14 protein-coding genes are annotated in these 18,764 nt (G+C 59.9%); 11 read left to right on the top strand and 3 right to left on the bottom strand.

Translation table 11 applies throughout. The features are described from left to right. Positions 1–3 precede the first annotated feature (3 nt). The 5 genes from ACR6AS_RS07725 (at position 4) to ACR6AS_RS07705 (ending at position 7,258) form a co-directional block, all read left to right on the top strand. Positions 4–450 (top strand): GNAT family N-acetyltransferase, encoded by a 447-nt coding sequence (locus tag ACR6AS_RS07725; protein WP_434161648.1) that lies wholly within the window; start codon positions 4–6, stop codon positions 448–450. Positions 451–468: 18 nt separating this feature from the next. Then, positions 469–2,514 carry a hydantoinase/oxoprolinase family protein gene (locus ACR6AS_RS07720; protein WP_434161646.1) on the top strand — a complete coding sequence of 682 codons (2,046 nt, stop codon included), beginning with the start codon at positions 469–471 and terminating at the stop codon, positions 2,512–2,514. Between the two features lies 1 nt (position 2,515). Further along, complete coding sequence (locus ACR6AS_RS07715; protein ID WP_434161644.1) at positions 2,516–4,474, top strand: hydantoinase B/oxoprolinase family protein; 1,959 nt, start codon at positions 2,516–2,518, stop codon at positions 4,472–4,474. 62 nt (positions 4,475–4,536) lie between these two features. Next, positions 4,537–6,324 (top strand): thiamine pyrophosphate-requiring protein, encoded by a 1,788-nt coding sequence (locus ACR6AS_RS07710; RefSeq protein ID WP_434161642.1) that lies wholly within the window; start codon positions 4,537–4,539, stop codon positions 6,322–6,324. A 91-nt stretch (positions 6,325–6,415) separates the two neighbouring features. After that, a complete protein-coding gene (locus ACR6AS_RS07705) occupies positions 6,416–7,258 on the top strand; it encodes an oxidoreductase (RefSeq protein ID WP_367395595.1) in 843 nt (280 codons plus the stop codon). 210 nt (positions 7,259–7,468) lie between these two features. Here ACR6AS_RS07705 and ACR6AS_RS07700 read toward each other — a convergent pair whose 3' ends face one another. Further along, entirely contained in the window at positions 7,469–8,125 is a 657-nt protein-coding gene (locus ACR6AS_RS07700) for a hypothetical protein (protein ID WP_434161640.1), read from the bottom strand. A 355-nt stretch (positions 8,126–8,480) separates the two neighbouring features. Here ACR6AS_RS07700 and ACR6AS_RS07695 point away from each other — a divergent pair, with 355 nt between their 5' ends. Genes ACR6AS_RS07695 through biuH form a run of 3 tightly spaced genes read left to right on the top strand, consistent with a single transcriptional unit; the run spans position 8,481 to position 11,897 of the window. Beyond that, positions 8,481–9,917, top strand: a complete 1,437-nt coding sequence (locus ACR6AS_RS07695; protein ID WP_418803058.1) for an amidase — start codon at positions 8,481–8,483, stop codon at positions 9,915–9,917. Then, positions 9,914–11,218 (top strand): purine-cytosine permease family protein, encoded by a 1,305-nt coding sequence (locus tag ACR6AS_RS07690; protein ID WP_434161637.1) that lies wholly within the window; start codon positions 9,914–9,916, stop codon positions 11,216–11,218. The genes ACR6AS_RS07695 and ACR6AS_RS07690 overlap by 4 nt, the downstream gene beginning before the upstream one ends. Further along, positions 11,211–11,897, top strand: a complete 687-nt coding sequence (biuH, locus tag ACR6AS_RS07685; RefSeq protein ID WP_111141382.1) for a biuret amidohydrolase — start codon at positions 11,211–11,213, stop codon at positions 11,895–11,897. Before ACR6AS_RS07690 ends, biuH begins: the two co-directional genes overlap by 8 nt. A 45-nt stretch (positions 11,898–11,942) precedes the next feature. Here biuH and ACR6AS_RS07680 read toward each other — a convergent pair whose 3' ends face one another. Then, positions 11,943–14,117, bottom strand: coding sequence for a putative bifunctional diguanylate cyclase/phosphodiesterase (locus ACR6AS_RS07680; RefSeq protein ID WP_434161635.1), 2,175 nt, complete (start codon positions 14,115–14,117; stop codon positions 11,943–11,945). 375 nt (positions 14,118–14,492) lie between these two features. Between ACR6AS_RS07680 and ACR6AS_RS07675 the strand changes: the two genes are divergently transcribed. The 3 genes from ACR6AS_RS07675 to ACR6AS_RS07665 all read left to right on the top strand — a co-directional run bounded on the left by ACR6AS_RS07675 (position 14,493) and on the right by ACR6AS_RS07665 (position 17,864). Continuing rightward, positions 14,493–15,584: a mechanosensitive ion channel family protein gene (locus ACR6AS_RS07675; RefSeq protein ID WP_111141384.1), complete on the top strand. Its 1,092-nt coding sequence runs from the start codon at positions 14,493–14,495 to the stop codon at positions 15,582–15,584. Between the two features lie 760 nt (positions 15,585–16,344). Then, positions 16,345–17,058, top strand: coding sequence for a bacteriorhodopsin (locus tag ACR6AS_RS07670; RefSeq protein WP_434161633.1), 714 nt, complete (start codon positions 16,345–16,347; stop codon positions 17,056–17,058). After that, on the top strand, positions 17,055–17,864 hold the full coding sequence (locus ACR6AS_RS07665; protein ID WP_434161631.1) for a Brp/Blh family beta-carotene 15,15'-dioxygenase: 810 nt from the start codon (positions 17,055–17,057) through the stop codon (positions 17,862–17,864). Before ACR6AS_RS07670 ends, ACR6AS_RS07665 begins: the two co-directional genes overlap by 4 nt. A 52-nt stretch (positions 17,865–17,916) precedes the next feature. Here the strand turns inward: ACR6AS_RS07665 and ACR6AS_RS07660 are convergent, their stop codons facing one another. Further along, complete coding sequence (locus tag ACR6AS_RS07660; protein WP_418803049.1) at positions 17,917–18,729, bottom strand: hypothetical protein; 813 nt, start codon at positions 18,727–18,729, stop codon at positions 17,917–17,919. Positions 18,730–18,764: the final 35 nt, after the last annotated feature.

Raw genomic sequence — 18,764 nt, 5'->3', positions numbered from 1 at the left:
GTCATGGACTCATTACAGATTGCTGACCAGCAGTGGCAGCGCGAGGCGTTCACCATCTCGACCTGCCGCCAGCGACTCGATCTGGACTGGATTCACCACCAGCTGGCGGAAAAATCGTACTGGGCCAAAGGCCAGCCGGAAACGAAAACCCGCAGGGCGATAGCCGGGTCGCTGCCCTTTGGCCTCTATGACCAGACGTCACAGATTGGCTTTGCCCGGCTGATCACCGACTACACCCGCTTTGGCTGGCTGTGCGATGTGATGATTGACGAAAACTGGCGTGGTTACGGGCTGGGCAGCTGGCTGGCGACCTGCGTCCGTGAACATCCGGAGCTGCAAACGGTGCATCGCTGGATGCTCTCAACCCAGGATGCTCACCAGGTCTACCAGCGGCTCGGCTGGCGCGTGGTGCAGCACCCCGAAACGCTGATGGAGTTCCCCCCTTCCTGACACAGGAGTTAACCCGATATGCGATACCGCGTTGGCGTGGATATTGGTGGATCCTTTACCGATTTCGCCGTGCTTGATCAACAGACCCACCAGATCCACACCCTGAAAGTCCTGTCGCGACCGGATAAGCCCGGTAGCGAGATCGTGACCGGGCTGACGCAGTTTCAGCAGCAGCAGGGCATTGACCCTGCGGAGATTGGTTACTTTACCCACGGCACCACGGTCGGGATCAACGCGGTTATTCAGCGGCGCGGCGTGCGCCTGGCGCTGTTTACCACCGAAGGCTTCTGCGACGTGCTGGAGCTGGCCCGGCTGAAAATCCCCCATATTCATGACCTTTTCTCGCGGCGAGCGGCACCGCTGATCACCCGCGACCGGGTGTTTGCCATCCGCGAGCGCAGTGACGCGCACGGCAAGGTGCTGCAACCGGTGGATCGCCAGAGCGTGCTCAACGCTATCGACCAGGCACGCGCCGCAGGCTGCCAGGGCATTGTGGTCTCGCTCCTGCACAGCTATCGCAACCGGCACAACGAAGCGGCAGTGAAAGCGATTATCGATGAGGTGGCGCCTGAACTGCTCACCTCCTGCTCTGCGGACATCTGGCCGATTATCCGCGAATATGAACGCACCATTACCGCCACCATCAATGCCTACGTGCAGCCGATGGTGATCCACTACCTGACCTCTTTTGAACAGGCGCTGAAACGGCTGGGCGTCAGGCCGCCGCCGCGCATTACAAAATCCAATGGCGGCGTCATGGGCGTCGAACAGGCGAAGCGTGAATGCGTGCAGATGGTACTTTCCGGGACGGCGTCCGGGGTAATTGGTGCCAGCTATCTCGCCAGCGCCTGCGGTTTTGACAAAATCCTCAGCCTGGATATTGGCGGCACCAGCGCCGATGTGGCGGTGATTATCAATGGGAACGTGGCGCAGGGTAACGGTGAGATCATCGGCGACTTCCCGATATTTATTCCTTCGGTTGCCGTGACCTCGGTGGGTCAGGGCGGCGGCTCGCTGGCGTGGATCGACGGGCAGGGCGTGTTGCAGATGGGGCCAGACAGTGCAGGCTCGCTGCCCGGACCCGTCTGCTTCGGGCGCGGCGGAACGCAGCCCACGGCCACCGATGCCTTCGCTGCCTGCGGCATGATGGGCCACGGCGCGCTGGGATACGACGCGGTGACGGTCGATGTTGATGCCGCCTGTCAGGCCTTTCAGCCCCTGGCTGAGGCGCTCAACATTTCGGTGCAGGAAACGGCAGAAACCGCCATCCAGCTGGCGATCTCCAGCATGTACAGCGACACCAGCGGCCTGCTGTCGCGCTTTGGCCTTGATCCGCGTGAATTCTGGTTTCTCGCCTTTGGCGGCGCGGGGCCGATGATGGGCTGTTTTCTGGCCCGCGAACTCAATATGAAAGGGGTGATTGTGCCGCCGACGCCGGGCGTCCTTTCCGCGCTGGGCGGTCTGGTGGCGGACATCCGTAACGACTTTATCCGCACGCTTTACGGCGATCTGACGCCCGCGCTGGCCGATACCCTGGCCAGTGAAGCCGCGGCACTGCAGCAGAGGGCCTGCCACTGGCTGGCAGAGGAGCACGGCAGCAGGATGCCCTATAACCTGCAGTTCAGCGCCGACATGCGCTATCGCGGCCAGTCGTTTGAAATCGATGTGCCGCTGGAGGCGGAGTGGCTGGCACAGGCGGATTTCACCGCCCTGCATGACGCCTTTGATCGTCAGCATCATCAGCTGTTTGGTCACTGCGACCCGCAGGCGCCCGTGCAGCTGATCACGCTGCGGCTGGTGATCGTCTCACCCACGCCAAAACCCGTGATAAGCCCGTTGCCCGTGGCGACGGACGCGGTGCCGGTGCTGAAGCAGACCCGGGCGTGGATAGACGGCGGCTGGCATCAGGTCGATCTGGTGCTGCGCGCGGCGCTGCGTGCGGGGCATGAACTCTGTGGCCCGGTCATTATCGCTCAGGACGACTGCACTACCTGTGTTCCGCCAGGGATGGGCGTCAGGGTCGATTCATTCGGTAACCTGCTGATTACGGCGAGCGAGGCATAACATGGCGATTGATGGTCGTAACTTACAAATTCTGGCGAACTACTGCGCCGCGGCGGCCGATGCGATGGCCTTTACCCTGATGCGGACCGCGCACTCCACCTTTGTAAAAGAGACGGAAGATTTCTCCTGCCAGATTGTCAGCCGAAGCGGGCTGGCTTTTGCCTCGCCGCGCAGCTTTGGCGCGCCCTGGTACAGCGGCATTGACTACGCGCCGGTACTGGCGCTGATTGAGGAGTATGCTGAGGGCGACATCTGTATCACCAACGACGCCTACGCCGGTAACGTGGCCACGCACTCGCCCGACATCCATATCTGGAAACCGGTGTTCCATCAGGGCGAGATTGTCTGCTTTGTTGTGGGTCACATCCATAACACCGACGTGGGCGGCGCGGTGCCGGCTTCTCTGTCGCGCTCGCTGACCGATATCGTGCAGGAGGGGATCCGCATCCCGCCGCTGAAGATCATGCGGCAGGGTCAGCTTAATGAAGAGGTTGCCAGTATTATGCGGCTCAACGTCCGGGTCCCAGAACAGAACTGGGGCGATTTCAAAGCGCAGCTGGCGTCGGTGAACGTAGGGGAGCGTAAGATCCATGACATCATTGCCCGCTTTGGCCTCGACGATTTTCTGCAGGGTATTGAGGGCATTCTCGATTACGCCGACGCGCAGGCGCGCGCCATCATCAGCACCATCCCCGATGGCGAATACTTCTATGCCGACTACGCCGATGAAGATGGTGAGGGCGGCTATCCCTGTCGCATCGCCGTTACGCTCCGGGTCGAAGGCGACCAGCTGACGCTGGACTACACCGGCAGCGATCCGCAGCTGGCCTCGTCGCTGAACATGCCGACCGGCGGGCGGGAGCGGCATCCGCTGGCGCTGGTGGGCGTGACCTATGTGCTCTCAACCCTGGACCGCTCGCTGCTGCTCAACGCGGGCACGCTGCGGCCAACCCGGGCCATTCTGCCGCCCGGTACGGTAATGAACTGCGAGGCACCGGCGGCGGTCGGGATGCGATCGCTGACCTGCGCGCTGTCGCAGATTGCGACCCTCGGCGTCTTCTCGCTGGCGATGCCGGAACGCCTGCCGGCGAACTCGCCCGGCGGCAACTCCATTATGAATATCCGCACGCAGATCCATGACCGCAGCGTCGTCGCCTCGCTGGGGCCGGTAGGCGGCGGAGCAGGCGGTACGCCGCGTCATGATGGCCCCGATGGTTCCGGCGGGCTTTCCGCCTTCCTGAAAAACACCCCGATAGAGATCAACGAGGCGGAAGTCCCGATTCATTTTCATCGCTACGGACTGGCGCAGGACAGTGCCGGCGCGGGTCAGTTCCGGGGCGGCTTAGCGACTGAAATGGCCTTTGAGATCTTCTCGCCTGATACCACCATTACGGCGCGCAACCGTAACCGATCGGTGTTTGCCTCGGCGGGCGTACTGGGCGGACGCAGCGGCGCGCTGTCCACCTTTTGCACCCGGCGCAACGGCGGGATCATTCATCACGGCAACACGGATGTGATCCACTGCCAGCCGGGCGATGTGGTTGAGGTGCGCGGCCCCGGCGCGGGCGGATATGGCCTGCCGTCGCAGCGCGATGTGGAAGCCGTGATGCAGGACGTGCGCTGCGGCTATCTCAGTATCGCAGCGGCCAGAAGGGAGTATGGCGTGGTGATGACAGATAACCGCGTAGATCATGACGCCACAGCGTGCCTGCGTGCCAGTATGCCGCAGCAGGCAACCCGCCATTTTGAGCATGGGGACGCCCGGCAGCGCTTTGAAGCACTCTGGACGCCAGCGCGTTATCAGTTGCTGACGGCTTTTCTGGCGAGCGTGCCGGTCAGCTGGCGTCACTTCCTGAAAACCCAGGTTTTCCGCAGGGTTGAGGAATCAGGCGAAACGGCGGAGATGGCGCAGATATTCAGTGATTTGCGTCAGAAGTACCCGCTTATCGCGAACAATTAAAGGCAAAGGCTCATCGTCTACTACGCTTTAAGTCTGCATGGACTACGAGGGGAAACGCGACGATGAGCATGAAAACCAGTGATTTTTTTGTCCAGCGCCTGAAAGAGTGGGGTGTGACACGCATCTACGGCTATCCGGGAGATGGCATCAACGGGGTGCTGGGCGCGATTCAGCGTGCGAATGCTAAAGGCGAAGGCATCGAATTTATTCAGGTGCGGCACGAAGAGATGGCCGCTTTTATGGCCGCCGGACATGCAAAGTTCACCGGCGAACTGGGGGTCTGTCTCTCTACCGGCGGACCGGGTGCCACCCACCTGCTGACCGGCCTTTACGACGCGAAAATGGACCATGCGCCGGTACTGGCGATTGCTGGTCAGGCGGAAGCGACCGCCCGCGGGGCCAGCTATCAGCAGGAGATGAATCTGGATCGCATCTTCTCCGACGTCGCTGACTTTGTTCAGGAAGCCTCGGCGACGAGCCAGGTGCGGCATCTGCTGGACCGGGGCGTGCGCATTGCCAAAGCGCAGAATGGCGTGGCGGTCATCATCATTCCCAAAGATATTCAGGATGAAGAGTGGCAGCCGCCTCAGCATCTGCACGGTTTCACCCATTCCGGCAGCGGTTATCAGCGTCCGAAAGTGATCCCCTATGAGAGGGATCTGCAACGCGCCGCCGACGTCCTCAACGCCGGTAAAAAAGTGGCGATTCTGATTGGTGCAGGCGCGCGCGGCGCGGCCGTTGAGGTGGTTCAGGCCGCCAATGTGCTGGGTGCCGGTGTGGCAAAAGCCCTGCTGGGCAAGGATGTGCTACCGGACGATGCACCCTTTGTCACCGGGTCGATAGGCCTGCTGGGCACCAGACCCTCCTCCGATTTGATGAAGAACTGCGATACGCTCCTGATGATCGGCAGCGGCTTCCCGTGGACAGAATTTCTGCCGGAAGAGGGCAAGGCGCGTGCGGTGCAGATCGACATCGATCCGGCCATGCTTGGCCTGCGCTATCCCAGCGAGGTCAATCTGCACGGCGATGCGGCGGAAACCCTGCGTGCACTGTTGCCGCTGCTGGAGCACAAGCAGGATCGCAGCTGGCAGGAAGAGATTGCCGTGCAGGTGCGTGACTGGTGGACCCTGATGGAGGAGCGCGCCCTGGCACCCGCGAATCCGGTTAACCCGCAGCGGGTAGTGTGGGAGATGTCCCCCCAGCTGCCCGATAACGCGATTGTGACCTCCGATTCCGGCTCCTGCGCTAACTGGTTTGCCCGCGATTACCGGGTTAAGCAGGGGCAGCGTGCTACGCTCTCCGGCGGTCTGGCCTGTATGGGCGCGGCGGTGCCCTACGCGATTGCGGCAAAATTTGCCCATCCGGAAAAACCGGTGGTGGCGCTGGTGGGTGATGGCGCCATGCAGATGAACAATATGGCCGAGCTGATCACCATTCAGAAATACTGGCAGCAGTGGGCCGATCCGCGCCTGATTGTCTGCGTGTTCAATAACCAGGATCTCAACCAGGTGACCTGGGAGCAGCGCGTGATGGAGGGCAACCCCCGTTTCGATGCCTCGCAGCAGTTGCCGGATGTGAAATATGCCGAATTTGCCCGCTCGCTGGGGCTGGTCGGGATTTATGTCGATAACCCGGACGAGCTGGCGGCGGCCTGGCAGCAGGCACTCAGCGCCGACCGGCCGGTTTTACTGGAGGTGAAAACCGATCCCGAAGTCGCCCCGTTGCCGCCGCACATTACCTTTAAACAGGCAAAAGCCTTTATGGCGTCGATGGTAAAGGGCGATCGCGGTGCGGCGCAGATCATCAGTGACACCGCCAGTCAGCTGTTTCATAAAAAGCAGCAGGGCTAAGTGAGGCCGTCGCGCTTCACTGACCTATACGCCCGGATGCTTTCGCGTCCGGGTTATCCGCCATTTCATCACACTCAACGGGAGTCTCTGTATGACTGCTCACTCTGCCCCTGTCTGGTTAATATCAGGCTGTTCGACCGGTTTTGGTCGTGAACTGGCCCGGCAGACGATTGCACGGGGTTTTAACGTCGTCGTCACGGCGCGTCATACCGACGCCATTACCGATCTGGTCGACGGACACGACAATGCGCTGGCGGTGGCTCTGGATGTCACACAGCAGGCGAGCATCGACCAGGCCGTAAAGGCGGCGCTGGACGCTTTCGGCACGATCGACGTGCTGGTGAATAACGCCGGTTATGGCTATCAGAGTTCGGTGGAAGAGGGCGTGGAGAGCGAAATCCGTGCGCAGTTCGATGCCAACGTATTCGGTCTGTTTGCCCTGACCCGCGCCGTGCTGCCGGTCATGAGAAAAGCGCGAAGCGGCCACGTCATCAACATCACTTCAGTCGCTGGCTTAATCGGCTTCGCCAGCTCCGGCTACTACTCTGCCAGCAAACATGCGGTGGAGGGCTGGTCCGATGCGCTGGCGCTGGAAGCGGGGCCGCTGGGCATTCACGTCACCTGCGTCGAGCCTGGCCCGTTCCGCACCGACTGGGCGGGACGTTCACTGCGTCAGACGCCGGGCACGCTGCCGGATTATGCAGAGACCGCAGCCGCACGGATGAAAGCGACCGCCGAAAGCAGCGGCACCCAGAAGGGCGATCCGGCGCGCGCCGCCAGGGCGATGATTGCTATCACGGAGGAGGATCGTCCGCCACGCCATCTGGTGATGGGTGCCTGGGGGCATGAAGCCGTCATCGGCAAGCTTAAAGAGAGGCTGGCGGAGGTCGAAGCCTGGAAAGAGACGTCGGTCGGAACTGATTTTCCTGATTAAGGCGAGTGCGGTGTGAGCGGCGGGACGCCGCGTGCGGATGAGCCTGAAGAGCGTGAAAACAGAGAAGGCCCTTAGCGGGCCTTGCAGAGTTAAGTGCGTGTTCCGGCTTCCTGCATTTCGCGCGCATTAAACTCTTTCAGTTTGCGGCGCAACAGGGCTGACGACGAGCGCTTTTTCGCCTGATCTAACTGAGCGTAAATCGCGGGCAGATCAGGTTGTGCCAGCCACGCCGCAATCAAGCGCGATCTGACCTTCCTGTACCGGGCATCCACTGATTCCAGAGGGGTAGTTTCGTGTTTTCCGTAAAACGACATAGCAAGCTCTCCCTGTAGTTACGACTTTATAAGCCCGGAAACAGTCCGGGATTAAAGGTTGCGGTGCGTTCTTCGGCAACCCGGTCCTGCGATTGTAGCGTAGTTCATTTTTTAACCCAAGTATCGCGTCATAGATCTCTTCCAGCGGCGTCGGACGATTGCGGTCAGCGATTTCGCCCGATGCAGCCTGAAAGACAAAACCACCGGTTGAGAAGCTTTCATGGTGGGCCATCAGCGCGGGTATCACGTTTTTTAAAACAACAGCGCTGCCCAGGCCTGCCAGCCTGATATGGCGGAAATCGCTCAGGCATTCCAGACCATCGAAAACGTCAAAACAGATCTCAGCCAGGCCATTAGCCGGGAAGGACATTCCCGGCGGCATCTGATAACCGATGCGGGCAAACGCCTCTTCATCAGCTAAATGACCCGCGATGACGGCATACGTTTCACTCGCGGCAACGAATACGTAGCTGTAATAGTCCTGACGACCGTAGATAAATCTTTTCCGCCTGATCGCATAATTTTCGAGATAGATATCTTCCTCAACGCGCACGTGTCATCCCTGCCGCCAGCCTGCGAATCCTCTTGCCGGAGTTTTCAGCCAGAGACCCGATTCGTCAAACAGCCCTATCAAAAATGGGGTTATCCCTTCCAGGCTGTCAGCCCTTGTTGCTGCTGACCGACAAGACGTTGTAAGCCAGCTCGCAACTCACGCCCCCTTATCGCGCAGCCCTGCGCCATCGTTGTGATGAAAAAATAAACAGCTGCCCGCGCCTGACATCATAAGAATTCGATCTTGTATCCCAGGCCGTATTCCATCTGGCATCCCGCTTTCGGGAGGGGGATACGCCCGCTATCTGGCACGCTTCATGCACTCGCTGACAGGTACATTTCTGGCGAGGTAACCCATGTTTGACTCCTTATTAGACGACGATGCCACCACGATGGCCGCACGCATCCGCAGCGGAGAAGTCTCGGCCTGTGAGCTGACCGGGGCGGCGCTGGCGCGGATGGCGGAACGGGAACCGGCGATACGGGCGTTCTGTACGCCCACGCCCGACCTGGCGATGGCTCAGGCCCGCGCAGTCGATGCCCGCCGCGCGCGCGGGGAAACGCTGGGGGCGCTGGCAGGCGTTCCGCTGGCGGTAAAGGATCTGATCTGCACGGCGAACGTCAGAACCACCTCCGGCTCGACGGCCTACCGCGATTTCGTGCCGGAAGATGACGACATTGCGGTGGAACGGCTGCTGGCCGCCGATGCGATCCTGCTGGGTAAAACCACCGCACCGGAATTTGGCTACAGCGGTGTCGGGCACAATCCGCTCTTCCCTTCGCCGCGAAATCCCTGGGATCTCACTATGACGCCCGGCGGCTCCAGTGCGGGATCGGGGGCTGCCGTGGCGGCGCGACTCTGCCCGATTGCGCTCGGCAGTGATGGCGGCGGCTCGGTTCGTATCCCGGCGGCGCACTGCGGCATTTTCGGCTTCAAAGCCTCAATGGGGCGGGTGCCGTTATGGCCCGGCTGTCGTGATGAACGCTATCCCGGTGTGTCGGGGTGGGAGTCGCTGGAGCATATCGGGCCGATGACGCGCAGCGTCCGCGATGCGGCCCTGATGCTCTCCCTGATGGCCGGGCCGGACATGCGCGATCGCCACTCTATTCCCTGCAGCGACGTGGACTGGCTGGGTGCGACACAGCATCTGCCAGGTAAGCTGCGCATCGCCTTCAGCGCGGATTTTGGCTATGTGGCCGTGGACCCGGCGGTGCGGGCGGTGGTCAGCACGGCGGTGCAGCGGTTTGCCGCTGAAATCGGTGCAGAGCTGGAGCTGGCCGATCCCGGCTTCAGCGATCCGGCCGCTGCCTTTGGCGCACTGGTGGCGATGGAGAGCGATCTGACGGGAATGCGCCAGATGATGGCGGAGCAGGGCAGCGCGATGTCGCCGCATCTGGTGGCGATGCTGCAGCGCGACTGGCGGGCGGAGGACTTTACTGATGCCATCGCCACCCGAAAAGCGGTCAGCAACAGCCTGTGGCGCTTTATGCAGCGCTTTGACCTGCTGATTACCCCGACGCTGGCGGTGCCGCCGTTTCCGCTGGGGATGCAGGGGCCGGAGATTATCGATGGCCGCATGGTCCGCAGCGATCACTGGCTCTCCTTCTGCTACCCGTTCAATTTTACCGGCCAGCCTGCCGCGTCACTGCCCGCCGGTTTCACCGCCAGCGGCCTGCCCGTCGGGCTGCAGATTGTCGGGCGTCATCTTGATGATGCCTTAGTGCTGGCTGCCAGTGCCGCTTTCGAGCGCATTCAGCCGTGGAATCACCTTCAACCCGGGATTGCCCAATGAAAACCTCATCTTCACCTGCGCTGGAGCAGGAGTTTGAACATCAGCCGGTGCCGCTGTCGCATCGTCACTCAACCCGTTCCGTCTCGGCGGTCTGGTTTGGCTTTCCGATGATCCTCACTAACGCGCTGTTTGGCGGCATCATCACCTGGCATCTGGGCTTCTGGCCCGCGCTGACCGCCATCCTGCTGGGCAATCTGGTGCTGTTTGCCTATGTCGGCGCGCTGAGCTGGTACGCCGGCAACAGCGGCATGAACTTCGCCTTGCAGGCCCGGCGCACCTTCGGCAGTAAAGGCTTTATCCTCGTCTCCGGCTTTCTTTCAACGGTGGTGATCGGCTGGTATGCCTTCCAGACCGGGCTGACCGGCACCGTCATCAATCAGACCTTTGGCTGGAATGCGCTGGCGGTGACGGCATTTGCGATGATCCTCTATACCGGCATCACTTTTCTGGGTGTACGGGCGCTGTCGGTGCTCGGCATGATCGCGGCACCGCTGTTTGTGGTGCTGGGCGCGGTGGCGCTGTGGCTGATCAGCAAACAGCATGACTTCTCCGTCGTGACCCAGTGGAAGGGCAGCGCCAGCGCCGCCGGCGCCATGAGTATGGGCACCGCCGTCACTATGGTGGTGGCGGGTTTTGCCGACTCCGGCACCATGACCGCTGACTTTACCCGCTGGTCGAAGAGTGGTCACTCGGCCGTGATTGCCGCCTTCTCCGCCTTTCCTGTTGCCAACGTAATCTCCTACCTGTTCGGCGTCGTGATTGTCGCTGCGGGAGCCGCGGTCGATCCGCTGACCAACGGCGGCAATTTTCTGCCGATGCTGATGGGGCATGGCGCCTTCCTGTCGGTCGTGGCCTGTCTGTTTGTCTTTATTAATCTCGGCTCGGTCTGCACGCATTGCCTCTATAACGGCGCGGTGGGCTTCAGCCACATGTTCAGCAGCAAAATGCGGCTCTGGACGCTAATCCTCGGAGCCATCGGCGGCGTGCTGGCGCTGGCGGGTGTCTGGTCCTATTTCCTGGAGTGGCTGAGCCTGCTGGGTATTGTGGTGCCGCCGTTTGGCGCGGTGATGATTGTGGATTTGATTTTTATGGCGCGCATCAGCGAGCAGCGTCCGGCGCAGCGTTTCCGGGGGGACGCCTTTGCGGCCTGGGCCATTGGCAGCCTCTGTGCGGTGATCGCCCATCTCGCCTTTCCACAGTTCGGTGAAGCGGTGATCGGTCTGGTCACCGCCGCAGTGAGCTACAGCCTGATCAGCAGAGTGCGCCTGCCGCGCCCCGTTATGGAGAAGAGCAATGTTTAGTGTTAATTCCACACCTTACAGCTGGCCGTTTGACGGCAGTTTCACCCCGGCCGATACGGCGCTGATTGTGATCGACATGCAGACCGACTTCTGCGGCGTGGGCGGCTACGTCGACAGCATGGGCTATGACGTCAGCCTGACCCGTGCGCCGATCGCCCCGCTGCAGCAGGTGCTGGCGGTGATGCGTGCCCGGCAGTTTCCGGTTATCCATACCCGCGAAGGGCACCGGCCCGATCTCAGCGATCTGCCCGCCAACAAACGCTGGCGTTCGCGTCGTATGAACGCCGGCATCGGGGATACCGGGCCCTGTGGCCGCATTCTGGTGCGTGGCGAACCGGGCTGGGAGATTATTCCCGAGCTGGCACCCTTACCGGATGAAGTGGTAATCGACAAACCGGGTAAAGGGTCGTTTTACGCCACCGATCTGGCGCTGATCCTCCGCAGCCAGGGCATCCGTAATCTGATCCTCACCGGGATCACGACCGACGTCTGTGTCCACACGACGCTGCGCGAGGCCAACGATCGCGGCTTTGAGTGTCTGGTACTTTCCGACTGCTGCGCGGCGACCGAGCGGCGTCATCATGAGGCGGCGCTGAGCATGATTCACATGCAGGGGGGGATTTTCGGTGCAGTTGCCTCCTCGGCTGCGCTGCTGGACAGCCTGGGAGCCGGGACGTAAAAAGCCAGCCTGAGCGCACAGCGGCGCTCAGGCTGCTTCTGGCGCTCACGCCTGTTGCGGGGAGGACTCAATCAGGGCCGCGAGCCGGTCGGCGGGCACGGCCTGGCTGAAGAGATAACCCTGCAACTGATTGCAGCCCGCATTCGCCAGCGCAGACATCTGCCCCGGCGTTTCAACGCCTTCTGCCGTGACCATCAGCCCCATGGCGTGCCCCAGTTTCACCACTGACTCCACAATCGCCACTGAATTTTCGGCCACGCCCAGCGACTGGGTAAAGGATCGATCGATTTTGATTTTATCGACCGGGAACGTGCTGAGATAGTTGAGGCTGGAGTAGCCGGTGCCGAAGTCATCCAGCGCAATACGGAAGCCCGCGTCGCGCAGCGCCACAATAATCGCGCGCGCCTCGCGTTCATCTTCAATGAGCACCCCCTCGGTGATCTCCAGCTCCAGGCGCGTCGGATCGCCGCCATGCTCGCTGACGATAGCCATCACCCGATCAACGAAGCCGGTCGCGCGGAACTGAACGGGTGAAACGTTGACTGCCACCAGCAGCGTGGGGAAACGCTGCTGCGTCGCGCAGGCTTCGGCCAGCACCCATTCGCCCAGCGGAATAATCAGGCCGGTCTCTTCGGCAATCGCGATAAACTCACCGGGTGCAATCGGGCCGCGGGTCGGATGATGCCAGCGCAGCAGCGCTTCGACGCCCACCATCTGCTGTCCGCTGATCTCCATCAGCGGCTGATACCACACCGCCAGCCCCTGATGCTGCTGCAGCGCGATCCGCAGGTCGGCGGCGATAGCCTGACGGGTGCGCACCGACTCATCCATCGCCCGTTCAAACTGACGGTATCTGCCCCGTCCGCCGCTTTTGGCCTCATAGAGTGCGATATCCGCCTTGCGCATCAGCTCCAGCCGATCGATGCCATCTTTGGGGGCCAGCGTTACGCCGATACTGGCCCCGCTCCAGATATCGCTGCCGAACAGCGTAAAAGGCCGGCCCAGTTCGTCGATGATGCGCTGCGCCAGACGCTGCACCTGACCGATGCTTTCCACCTCCGGCATCACCACGATAAACTCGTCGCCGCCCAGGCGGCCGACGGTATCGCTGGCGCGCACCAGACGGCTCAGACGCTGCGCCACCGCGATAATCAGCTCATCCCCGGCGTGATGGCCGTGGGTGTCATTAATGGTTTTAAAGCGGTCGAGGTCGATGAGCAGCAGCGCCACCCGCTGATCGTGACGTGTCGCCAGCGCCAGCGCCTGAGTCAGGCGATCCTCAATCAGCGCACGGTTGGGCAGCCCGGTGAGCACATCATGAAACGCCAGATGCTGCGCCTGGGCCTCCGACGCGCCGAGCCGGAGCATCGACTGGGAAAGGTTCACCGACGAGTGCCAGAGCCGCCGCACCATATAGAGGCAGAGCAGGGAGATCGCCAGCACCGCCAGTCCGGTAGAGGGGCCGATGGTCCGCAGCATGTCCGCACCGGGACGGGAGGGGATCCAGTTGAGATAGCCTACCGGATCGCCCGCCTGGGCAATCAGCAGATAGCGGGCGCTGGCCTCCGGCTGGGAGGCGCCATCGGAGAAGTGCAGCCCCTGCAGCTGATTGCGCTCCGCCAGGCTGGCCAGATAGCCATCATCGAGAAATTTCAGACTCACCAGCCGGAACCGTGGCTGGGTATCGCTATCCTGCTGGATCGCCCCCACGGCCAGCGCCGCCGCGCGCTGGCTTACGCGGGTATAATCGGCATCATCCTGGCGACCCGGATCGCTGACCAGCGGGTTCTGTAATACCTCACCAGTCAGCGGGTCGTTATCCGGGGCGGCGATCGGCTGGCCTTCACGCCAGACCCGGACAATCTGGTTTTGCGGGTCCAGCACCATGATCAGCTGATGGCCGAACATCTCATAGAGCCACTCGCCAATATTCTCATCCAGCCATTTGTCACTGTGACTTTCCGCCAGATGCTGCTGCAACGGTGCCCAGCGTGACAGGCTGTGCAACTGGCGTAGATGTTCACTCAGGCTCTGCGAAAAAGAGGCTTCGATCATCCGTTGCTGCTGATGCCGCGCTTCGCTGTTGGTCAGCGACGTGCCGGCAAACAGCGCAGCGCCCGCGCCGGTAAAGGTCAGCAGTAAGATCGCCACCAGCGGCACCAGCACCTCGCGCAGGAAACTGCGCCGGAAATCAGAGGAAAGTTTAAGTGTGCTAATCATACTGTTGTTCTTCTCAGCATCAGGGGAACAGCTTAAAAATTAGCAGATGCCAGCCGATCGTCCATGCCTTGCCCGGTTTAATCGGCGGCTGAATGACGTTTTTCGCGCGTGGCGCACCGCGACGGTTGCGAATGGTCAGGCGGGAAAATTGCGCCTTTCATCAGTGAATCTAATGAAGCGAGGCGGCCGGAAGGGTAAACAGCGTCTGTCCCGCGCGGGGTGAACGCGGGCTTTCCCGCATTCCCTGTGAACTTCGCGGCTATGGTTCATACTTGTCTGTGCTGATTGACGAACGGATAACCGTGAACACAACGGTTACTGCATGTATCACTTGCCTGCCAGCCTGAGGCTGTCAGCTTACTGAAAGGGAAGATAATGCCTTTGTTATTCGGTGAGTTATCTGGTTTCCCCTCGTGGGTGCCTGTTGTATTACTCGTCTCGCTCTCGTTTATTCTGGGTTTTCTGGCCCGCCTGATCCTGCTCGGCTTTATCCGCTACTGGCAGATCCGCGACAGAAAACTGTTTAAATCCCTTGAGAAACACCTCAGGGGTTCCATGTTTTTCTTCATTCCGCTGCTGATGATCAATGTCGGTATCAACTACATTAACTTCCATCCTGATTCACTGGAGTTAATCACCAACATCATCAACGTCTTTATCATTATGTCCTTCTGCTCGGTCTTAATCCGGCTGACGAATGTGGCGCAGGATATGCTCTATATCCGCTATGACATCAACATCTCCAATAACCTGCGGGCGCGCAAAATCCGCACGCAGATTATCTATGTTAAAAAAGTGGTGATTGTCATCCTGGTGCTCTTCTGCGTTTCGCTGATCCTGCTGAGCTTTCCTGGCGTCCGCAAATTCGGCACCACCATCCTGGCCGGTGCCGGTGTGGCCGGGATTATTATCGGTTTCGCCCTGCAGAAGTCGCTGGTCAATCTGTTTGCCGGTATCCAGATCGCCTTTACCCAGCCGATTAAGATTGATGATGCGGTGGTGGTGGAGAAAGAGTGGGGCTGGATAGAAGAGATCAACCTGACCTATGTGGTGGTGCGTATCTGGGATCTGCGCCGTCTCGTGCTGCCGATCACCTATTTTACTGAAAACCCGTTCCAGAACTGGACGCGCAATAACGCCCAGATCTTAGGCTCGGTGTTTCTCTACGTTGATTACTCGATGCCGCTGGAGCCGCTGCGCCGGCATTTTGAAAAGGTGCTGAGCGAAACCCGCCTGTGGGATGGCGAAACCCAGGTTCTGCAGGTGACCGACACCACCGAGAAGACCATGACCATCAGGATGCTGATGACCGCACAGAACTCCCCGATCGCCTTCGACCTGCGCTGCTACGTCCGGGAAAAGATGATTGAGTTTATTCAGCAGAACTACCCGCAAAGCCTGCCGCTGGTCAGGGCGTCGCTGACGGATAGCGAAAGCGGGAAGGTGGTGCGCGAGAGCGCAGAGTAACGACGTTCAGAGAGCAGGGCGGCCGTCCGCAAAGGAAACCCGATCAGACGGGCGGCTGTCCGGCTTTTATCCTCTGCACATTCAGGCGATTTCTCCCGGAGAGCGAACGACGCGGATGCGCCGGATGGCTGCTGAACGCGGCGGCGTCACCCGTCAGGAAATAAGTCGCAGAAGCGCCTCTGTTTTATTCCCCTCTTTCAGGGCCGCACGGTGATGTCTGAAATCACGCAGGCGGATAAATCCTGCCTGCTGAACAGGTCGAGCCTATTCTGAGCATGGGTCGGCTTCTGGCTGTCAGAAATAATATCTGAGCAGACAACTTCCCGCCGGACTGACGCCTGACGATTTGCGTTTTCATAGACGGTTGCTGCACTTTTTCCAGCCAAAAATATTGTCATGGCAATGTCAGATGCTGATAGAAATGGTTTTCTGAAAAGCGGGGTAATTTATAAATAAATGATAAATAGCGTTTTTATTTAAATTCCGGGGTGGCCTGCGGCGTAAAGAGGCAGTCGGCAGGACATCACCAGAAACAGTTCATTACATTGTCAGGTTATGTAAAGGAGAAAAAATGTCCGAAAAAGAGACTTATTTAAACAGTTTTTTTGAAAATTAACGCTTGCTGCGCCTGTGACAGGCAGAAAGTTAATCCCGCCATATACTTTGAGCATATTCAGGCAATGAATATAAACGGGATTTTAACGCTAAATATTGCAGCACTGCGGACGTTTTCCGGCGTCTCAGTTCAGGAGAGAACAAAATGGATCAAACCGCGTTTATGATCGGATTTTCGATCATGGCTATTGCGTCACTGGTTATTTACGCCACAGGCGGAAAACAGTTTCCTGCCCGTCACCATACGCTGATGCACGCTTCCGTGCCCTTTATCGCCGCGACCGCCTATCTGGCAATGGCGATGGGATTCGGCAACCTTACGCTGGACAATGGCGCGACCCTCTACCTGGCACGCTATGCCGACTGGTCTGTCACCACACCGATCCTGCTGGCTGGCCTCGTCATGCTGGCCTTCCATGAGGAAGGCAAACCGGGCGAAATGGGGGGCTTTCTGACGGCCATCATCGTGCTGGATGTAATGATGATCATCACCGGTCTGGTCTCTTCGCTGGCTGAAAGCAGTGTTGCGAAGTGGGTCTGGTATCTCTGGTCCTGTGCCGCCTTCCTGGGCGTGGTTTACCTGCTCTGGGGGCCGCTGCGCACCATCGCCGCAACGCGGGGACGTGCCCTGGCAGCGGCTTACAACAAAGACGTGGCGCTGCTGACCATTGTCTGGTTCATCTATCCGATCGTTTTTCTGGTGGGTCCGGAAGGGCTCCGGATGATTACCGATCCGACCTCAGTCTGGGTGTTTTTAATTCTGGATGTCATCGCTAAGGTCTTCTACGCCTTCTACGCCGCCGGAAACCTGAAAAACGCGCTTTCGCAGAGCCGCTATGAGGGTGCTGCAAGCGCATGATCCGGCTAAAGCAGGGCGGATGGGCGGCGCTCTGGGGAGCAGCCTTTGTTGCCTCCCTGAGCCCCCTGTCTGTTCAGCTGGCCTTTGCGGTGATGGCGATTGGCTTCCTCGGGATGGCACACGGTGCCAGCGATCTTGAGGTGGTCAGACGCGAGCGTCGGCTGCCGTTTCTGCTCGCCTACGCGCTGGTTATCGTGCTCTGTCTGTTCTGGTGGCATGATGATTCAGCCCTGGCACTGCCCGGCTTTTTGCTGGCCTCCGCAATACATTTTGCCCTTGAGGATGCCCCGCGGGGGCATCTTATTGAACGTCTGGCGCGGGGGATCGGCATGATCGCGGCACCCGCCGCCCTGCATCTGAGCCAGTTCAGTACCATTCTGCAGCAGGCCGGGCTGACTTCAGCCATTCCGCGTTCTGTGGCAGCAGGCGTAGCGATAACGGGTGGGATATGTGCGGCGGGCCTGATCGTTACAGGCGTACGTCGTCACGACGGCTCACTGATTACCGGCATACTGGCGCTGGTGGTACTGCCGCCGTTTGTCGGTTTTTCGATGGGCTTTTTAATCCTGCATGCGCTGCCGCAAACCCGCTTACGGCGCGATCAGCTCGGGTGTGACAGCTACAACGGCTATCTGCACGCCACCTGGCCGGTACTGACGGCAGCCATTCTGCTGGCGGCGGGAACCGCAGTGATGCTTCATCCTGCCGACAGGGCGGGTATCCAGTCACTCTTTGCTGCGCTGGCGGCGCTGGCGATTCCCCATATGGTGATCACGCCCTGGTTTGAACGACGGCAGCCGGCATAACAACACCTTTCTCAGGCGTTCAGTGCTTACACCGACCGCAGAGCGGATGGCGCTAACTTAGCGAAAAGCCGGGATCAGCGTGCTGCGCCTTATGGACGAACTGCGCGATGTGCGATCCCAGTTGTGCAATATGGTCGTAGCTGATGCTTTTAAAGAAGTCGCTGTCACTACTCTGGCTGACCATCTGCCGGAAGCCGGACAGCCATCCGGCGCTGCTGTCTGTTGCATCCGTGAGGCTGAAGAGGGCATCGCGTTCTTTCTGCGTCTCATGCTCCCCACGGCTTAGCAGATCTAACTGCTGCTGAAACTGGTTTACGCCTGCGCTGTCGCCATACTGTCGGGCTATGTCCAGTGACTGCCGGGTAAGATCGTGCAGGAGCGTATCCTGCGTTTTTACCTTATCGGCGACAAATTTTGCCACTTCACGGAAGCTGTCGGCCTGTTTTTCCCCGGGGACAAAACGTTCAACCAGCTTATTCAGCATGCCTTTTGTGACGGCAAGATCCATAGAAAGCGTCGTGGAATTACCGGAACCGCTGTAGGATTGCAGCGCATCTGAAATCAGTCCGGACATATCAGTTGCAGAGAGCGTGGCGTCGGACTGCAGCGCGGAAAACCAGGTGTCGATCTCGTTGGTAATACCATGGGTGGCAGCACGGCTTTTATCCATTATCCCGTTACGAAGCTGAACCACCTCACTCAGATTTTTATCGCGGGCCGCCTGACTGAGCTGCGGCAGGGCGGAAGGGGTCGGGTCGATCAGTTTACTGACCTGTTCTTGTGTCAGCGTGATCGTTCTGGGCAGACTCTGCTGCTTGCTGAATACGTCTGCGCCGATCAGGCTGTTTTCAGATGCGCTAATCATTACTCTCTCCATGTTGTGTTAAAGACGCCTGCTTA

It is taken from the genome of Pantoea phosphatilytica, assembly GCF_051025615.1.
Taxonomy (GTDB): Bacteria; Pseudomonadota; Gammaproteobacteria; order Enterobacterales; family Enterobacteriaceae; genus Pantoea.
The sequence above is the reverse complement of the archived record's forward strand: the minus strand, read 5'-3'. Positions and strand labels throughout refer to the sequence as shown.